This window comes from Pseudophaeobacter profundi (assembly GCF_029697505.1).
GTDB classification, from domain to species: Bacteria; Pseudomonadota; Alphaproteobacteria; order Rhodobacterales; family Rhodobacteraceae; genus Pseudophaeobacter; species Pseudophaeobacter profundi.
Genome location: NZ_JARJEF010000016.1, coordinates 48,047 through 54,194 on the forward strand (window position 1 = coordinate 48,047; position 6,148 = coordinate 54,194).

Sequence of the window (6,148 nt, forward strand, 5' to 3'; positions counted from 1 at the left end):
TGTTCACATTTTTTTGTGGCAGGCAGCCCCGTGATCAGGCTGCCTTGTCCAATTCAAAAGCATCATGCAGTGCTTGGACTGCAAGTTCCATGTATTTCCGATCAATAAGAACGGAAATCTTGATCTCAGAGGTTGTAATAACCTTGATATTGATCCCCTCATCAGAGAGTACCTTGAACATTTTGGCCGCAACACCTGACTGCGAACGCATGCCAATACCCACAACAGAAACCTTGGCGACATCCTCATCGGCCACCAGTTCGGCGTAGTTCAGCTCACCCTGTTCCTTGATCCTCATCAGCGCCTGATCGGCACGGCCCACCTGATCGGTTGGGCAGGAAAAGGTCATATCCGTGCGGCCATCTTCCGAGATGTTCTGCACGATCATGTCGACGTTGACGCCCCCATCAGAGAGCGCATTGAAAATGGTCGCGGCGATGCCTGGACGGTCAGCAACCGACATCAGCGTCACCTTGGCTTCGTCGCGGGAATAGGCCACACCGGCCACAACATTGGATTCCATGATTTCCTCCTCATCGCAGACCAGCGTACCCGCCGCGTCGGATTGTTCTTCAAAACTAGAGAGAACGCGCAGTTTCACCTTGTAGCGCATCGCCAGCTCTACCGAGCGGGTCTGCAGCACCTTGGCCCCCAGCGAGGCCAATTCCAGCATTTCTTCAAATGAGATCTTGTCGAGCTTGCGCGCCTTGCCACAGATCCGCGGGTCGGTGGTATAGACCCCATCCACATCCGTGTAGATATCGCAGCGCTCGGCCTCGAACGCGGCGGCAAAGGCCACGGCGGTGGTGTCAGACCCGCCTCGGCCCAGGGTGGTGATGCGCCCCTCGGGGCTGATCCCCTGAAAGCCTGCCACCACAGCAACACGCATGCCTTCGCCAAACTTGGCGTTGATGTTTTCCGGCGGGATCTCTTCGATCCGGGCCTGGCTGTGGGCGCTGGTGGTTTTCAACGGCACCTGCCAGCCCTGCCAGCTGCGGGCGGGAATATCCATTTCCTGCAGGGTCAGCGCCATCAATCCGGCTGTGACATTTTCCCCGGATGACACCACGGCATCATATTCGCGGGCGTCAAACAGCGGCGAGGTCTCATTGACCCAGCCAACCATTTCATTGGTCTTGCCAGACATGGCAGAGACGATGACAATGACGTCATAGCCCTTTGCCACTTCGACGCCGACACGTTTGGCCGCGCGTTTAATCCGGTCGAGGTTGGCAACCGAGGTGCCGCCAAATTTCATTACTAGAACGGGCATGGGCAAAAGTCTCCGTGCGCTCGCTGTTTCCGATCAATGCCTCATAGGGGCTTGTGGTTTCAAGGGCAAGGCTATGGATTGTAGCGATACAAGCGCGCAATGACCCACTGCGGCGCCTAGGCGCGCCAAAACCGCACTGTAAGAATAGCATAAACCGCCATCAGCTCTAGCCGACCAATCAGCATGGCGCTGCTGAGGATCCATTTTGCCGCATCGTTCAGCGAGGCGAAATTGCCCGCCGGACCGATGGTATCCCCCAGGCCAGGCCCCACATTCGCCACCGCCGTGGCGGCACCGGAAATCGCGGTGATGAAATCCAGCCCAGTCAGCGCCAGCGCCCAGGCCACAATCCCCATTGTCACCACAAAGAACATGAAAAAGGAAATCACCGAGCTCAGCACATCTGGCCCGACAGTGCGGCCCTGAAACCGCAGGGCAAAAACCCCATGCGGCGATCTGATACGCTGGATCTGCACCCGGATAGAGGCAAAGAGCAGCTGATAGCGAAAGATCTTGACCGAACAGGCGGTAGAGCCCGCACAGCCGCCGATCAGCCCGACAAAGAAGAACACCATGATCAGAAAGCTGCCCCATTTCATATAGTCGACACTGGCATAGCCGGTGCCGGATATGATGGAGGTGATGTTGAACAGCGCTTCACGCACCGCCTGCTCGGGGTGATGCGGAAATATGCTGACCAGGACGGCGGCGGTCACCACGACCAGGATGGCAATCGTGCCAAGGAATGCCCGCACCTGACTGTCACTAACCAGCGGGTTCGCCTGGCCATTGATCATCTGTACATAGCGCACGAAAGGCAACGCCGCGAGGATCATGAAAACAGAGGCTGCATATTCCGGCGGGCCGGAAAAGGCGCCGAATGATGCATCATAATTGGAAAACCCACCGGTCGACATCGTGGTCATCGCGTGAACCAGCGCATCAAAAGAGCCCATGCCCAGCGCCATATAGACCACCATACAGGTCACAGTGAGGCCCAGGTAGATCAGTGCGATCTGCTTTGCAATCGCCTGCGCCCGAGGCAGGATCTTACCCATTGTATCAAAGGCTTCAGACTTGAAGATCTGCATCCCCCCGACGCGCAGCTCCGGCAGAAAGACCATGGCGACCACAATAATGCCGATGCCCCCCAGCCATTGCAGGATACCACGCCACAGCAACAGCCCCTTGGGCAGATCATCCAGACCGGAAATCACCGTTGACCCGGTTGTGGTCAAACCGGACATGGCTTCAAAAAACGCATCGGTAAAGCTGAGCTCGGTCGCCCCAAGGATAAGGGGTAGCGCACCAAATATCGGCAGGGCAACCCAGACCAGGGTAGTCAGCAAGAAGGTCTGCTGAATGGACAGCCCTTTTTGTGTGGCGCTGCCACAGCTGAGCGCGATCAGCGCGCCCCCCAGCATGGTAATGATGCCGCTTTCCAAAAACACAGGCCAGTGGCCCCGCCCCTCCAGAAGATCGGCAACAAACGGGAACACCATCATGCCCCCCAAGATCACAACCAGAAGGCCGATCACATATCCAACGGGTCGAATATCCAACATAAGAGGGAGCGTTGGCCCGCCACGGCGAAACTGTCAAGGCACAGGCGGCGCATCCACTGTGTCACGTGCAGCCGGGCAACGCTGCAAAGCAGATGCCATCACCCGCCCAAACAGGGCCGCACAGCGGTTAAAAGCGCCAATAATAGGCCTTTCAGGTCCGGCGCCTGTAAATTCCTGTACAGGATCAGCCCTGATGGATCAGGGTTGAAAACAGTTTCGGATCCAGGCTCTGCTGCGCAAACAGCGTCCCTTGGGTCAAGATGCTGATCGCGTCGTGGCTGTGCAGGCTTTCCTGATGGCTGGCAACGACCCGGAAATCACCAATGCGCGAATCTCCTTGCAGGGCCTCGCAGAACAGCCGGGCGGCATCCTCAACAAAGATCGGATTGGCGGCGTTCAGCTCGGCAAAGGCCTGCTCATCCTCTCGTTTGACCATGACCTGAGTCTCGGTTGGTACCGCCTGGCGACAATGGCCAATCAGGTCCTCGAACCACAGGCATCCGCCTGTGGGATTCAGCGCCACCGAAACCCGCGCCACAGAACGTTGCGAATGCGGCGTTGCCAACTGGCCGCGCGCCTGTCGGGCATGTTCGCTCAGCTCCAGCGAACAGGGGCAGGTCGAAGAATAAACATAGTCCAGATGCATGATTTTGTGGCGCTGCCCCCCAGTCTGCACCAGTTCCAGCGCGATGTCGTAATACTGATAACCGGACAGACCAGAACGCAGGCTTTCAATCCGCATCGGAAAGGAAAACCGCATTTGCAGCCGCGCATCCATACTGTCCAGATCCGTAAGGTAATCGCTCAGCGTGGCCTCCATCACCTCAAAGCTAAAGGTTTTTTCGGCGTGTTTGTAAAAGGATCGCATGATCCGGGACATGTTGATGCCCTTTTTACCGGCCTCAAGGCTGACAGATCCGGTTATGCTGGTTTCCAATGTATGATCGTTCCCATCACGACTGTGGAACCGGATCGGCAGGCGGAAATTGGAAATGCCGACATGCTGGATCTGCTCTTTCGCGCCACGGATCAGGCTGGCAGGGCCATTTTGCAGATCGGGCAGGGTCGCGCGATAGGCCTCGTCCGATTTGAAATCCTGTGGGTAGCTGCGTGCCAGATCGGGATAATTGCTGACCGCACGCCCCGGCAAAAGCCGCGCCAGGGCCGGATCCAATTGTGCCAGCTCGGTCGGCGTGACTGTTTTAGCCCACTTGCGCAGCAGCGCCAAGGCGGCCTCGGCCTCTTGCTGATCCGGGACATCAGGCAGATCACGGTTGAGGATATTCATTGCACACAGCTCTCCGATTTGGCCACGCAATGCCCGCAGCCACCTAATCTATTTATACCTTTACGTGGCAAACTTCAAAATGGATCACGCAAATACGGCAGGTTCACCCCCGGTTCTGACGCCTTGGGTGAAAACAGGCTCACCAAGCGGCGCCCCCTCTCGCGTGAAAAGAGGGCGCCAAAGATGGCTGTAACCTAGCCCTGCGACGCTACCAGCGCCTGGGTCAGATCCGCGATCAGATCGCCCGCATCCTCCAGTCCGACAGAGAAACGCACCAGGCCCGAGGTGATACCCAGCTCAGTCTTTTGTGCATCGGGCAGCCGCTGGTGGGTGGTGGTGGCCGGATGGGTGGCGATGGATTTTGCATCGCCCAGGTTGTTTGAAATCACCGGGATAGTCATCGCGTTGAGGAACCGAAAGGCCGCTTCCTTGCCGCCCTTCAGATCCAGCGCCAACACCGTGCCGCCATTGCCCTGCAGCTGGCTTTGCACCAGATCATGCTGCGCATGGGTCGCAAGACCTGGATAGATCATCCGCTCCAGTGCCGGATGACCAGTCAGCTCGGTTGCGATCTTCAGCGCAGTTTCAACCTGTGCCCTGACCCGCAGGTCAATGGTTTCCAACCCCTTGAGCAATGTCCAGGCGTTGAACGGGCTGAGACTGCCACCGGTGTGTTTCATGTAGGGTTCAACCGTGCCGCGGATGAAATCACGCGTGCCCAGGATCACCCCGCCCAGCACCCTGCCCTGGCCGTCGATATGTTTGGTAGCCGAATAGACCACCACATCCGCACCCTGCGCAATGGCATCGGAAAACACCGGAGTCGAAAAGACATTATCCACCACCACCGTGGCGCCAACCGCATGCGCGATGCTGGCCACGGCAGTGATGTCGATCACCTCCAGGGTGGGGTTGGACATGCTTTCAAAGAACACCGCCTTGGTGTCTGGGCGCACCGCGGCGCGCCATTGCTCCAGATCGGTGCCATCGACAAATGTGACCTCGACCCCATAGCGCGACAAGATGCCTTCGAGGATATACAGACAGGAGCCAAACAGCGCCTTGGCAGAAACGACGTGATCGCCAGCCTTAAGCATCGAGGTCAGCGCCCCGTTGACCGCCGCCATACCCGAGGCGGTGGCAAAGGCATCCTCGGCCCCTTCCAACAGGGCGATACGCTCTTCGAACATGGCCACGGTCGGGTTGCCATAGCGCCCATAGATGAATTCATCCGGGCCAGTCTCGATAAAACGTGCTTCGGCCTGTTCGGCGCTATCGTAGACAAACCCCTGTGTCAGAAAGATCGCCTCGCTGACTTCGCCATACTGGCTGCGGCGCGTGCCCCCGTGCACCAGTTTGGTGCGGTTGTTCCAGCTCTCACTCATGTCATGTCCTCCTGCGCCTGTCGCGCAACAAAAAACCCCCGTCCGGCCAAGCGAAAGGGGGTCCTTCACGTCCTGACCTCTTTAGCGGATTATTTATAGTGGCCCGCAATCCGGTTACAAATCTACCACGCCCAAAAAATCATTCTCTGGAGAATTTAATTTTATCAATATCAGTAGCTTGCATGATCAATGAAAGCTCCTCATCACGATATCTCAACCCTGAGATTGGGCATTGGTATGCCTCGAAGGCATCCCAAAGTCCCCAAGACATACCCTAAAGCTACACAGCGAGAAGCTTTGCAGTCAGGAGAACTAAACGAATTTTTTGCTTTAAGGCAATAAACAGCATCAACGCAAGTCTGAAATCTTTCAAACACGTTCTTGCAACCTCATCAACAACGAATCCATAATTTCAAGAGTACCGCTTCAGCCCAGAAAGCGGACGTTCAATGCCCAGTATCCGTACTTGTCTTTTCGGTCGCGGGACGCTTGTTCGCGGCGTTGCTTGGCCTCGTGAATGTTGATTGTCACTGAGAACTGACCCGGTATTTTCACCGAGATTTGACCCACCTTCAGTTATGCGCTGTAGTTTATGATGTGGTCAATGTTGCGGTCTCCTTTCCTGTTTTCTTTGCAG

4 protein-coding genes and 1 riboswitch are annotated in these 6,148 nt (G+C 56.7%); all 4 genes read right to left on the reverse strand.

From position 1 onward, the window contains the following. Positions 1 to 34: 34 nt before the first annotated feature. The gene (locus tag P2081_RS18600; RefSeq protein WP_278924300.1) at positions 35 to 1,273 is read right to left on the reverse strand and encodes an aspartate kinase; all 1,239 of its coding nucleotides are present in this window, start codon (positions 1,271 to 1,273) and stop codon (positions 35 to 37) included. Between the two features lie 116 nt (positions 1,274 to 1,389). Continuing rightward, positions 1,390 to 2,838, reverse strand: a complete 1,449-nt coding sequence (locus P2081_RS18605) for a TrkH family potassium uptake protein (RefSeq protein WP_278924301.1) — start codon at positions 2,836 to 2,838, stop codon at positions 1,390 to 1,392. A 184-nt stretch (positions 2,839 to 3,022) separates the two neighbouring features. Further along, entirely contained in the window at positions 3,023 to 4,126 is a 1,104-nt protein-coding gene (folE2, locus tag P2081_RS18610) for a GTP cyclohydrolase FolE2 (RefSeq protein WP_278924302.1), read from the reverse strand. A 194-nt stretch (positions 4,127 to 4,320) separates the two neighbouring features. Beyond that, complete coding sequence (gene metZ / locus P2081_RS18615; RefSeq protein ID WP_278924303.1) at positions 4,321 to 5,511, reverse strand: O-succinylhomoserine sulfhydrylase; 1,191 nt, start codon at positions 5,509 to 5,511, stop codon at positions 4,321 to 4,323. A gap of 60 nt (positions 5,512 to 5,571) precedes the next feature. Next, positions 5,572 to 5,650, reverse strand: a riboswitch (SAM riboswitch). Positions 5,651 to 6,148 lie beyond the last annotated feature (498 nt).

Bases quoted from the DNA above. Each gene is read 5' to 3' on its own strand.
- P2081_RS18600 (WP_278924300.1), bottom strand. From the start codon at position 1,273: ATGCCCGTTCTAGTAATGAAATTTGGCGGCACCTCGGTTGCCAACCTC.
- P2081_RS18605 (WP_278924301.1), bottom strand. From the start codon at position 2,838: ATGTTGGATATTCGACCCGTTGGATATGTGATCGGCCTTCTGGTTGTG.
- folE2 (WP_278924302.1), bottom strand. From the start codon at position 4,126: ATGAATATCCTCAACCGTGATCTGCCTGATGTCCCGGATCAGCAAGAG.
- metZ (WP_278924303.1), bottom strand. From the start codon at position 5,511: ATGAGTGAGAGCTGGAACAACCGCACCAAACTGGTGCACGGGGGCACG.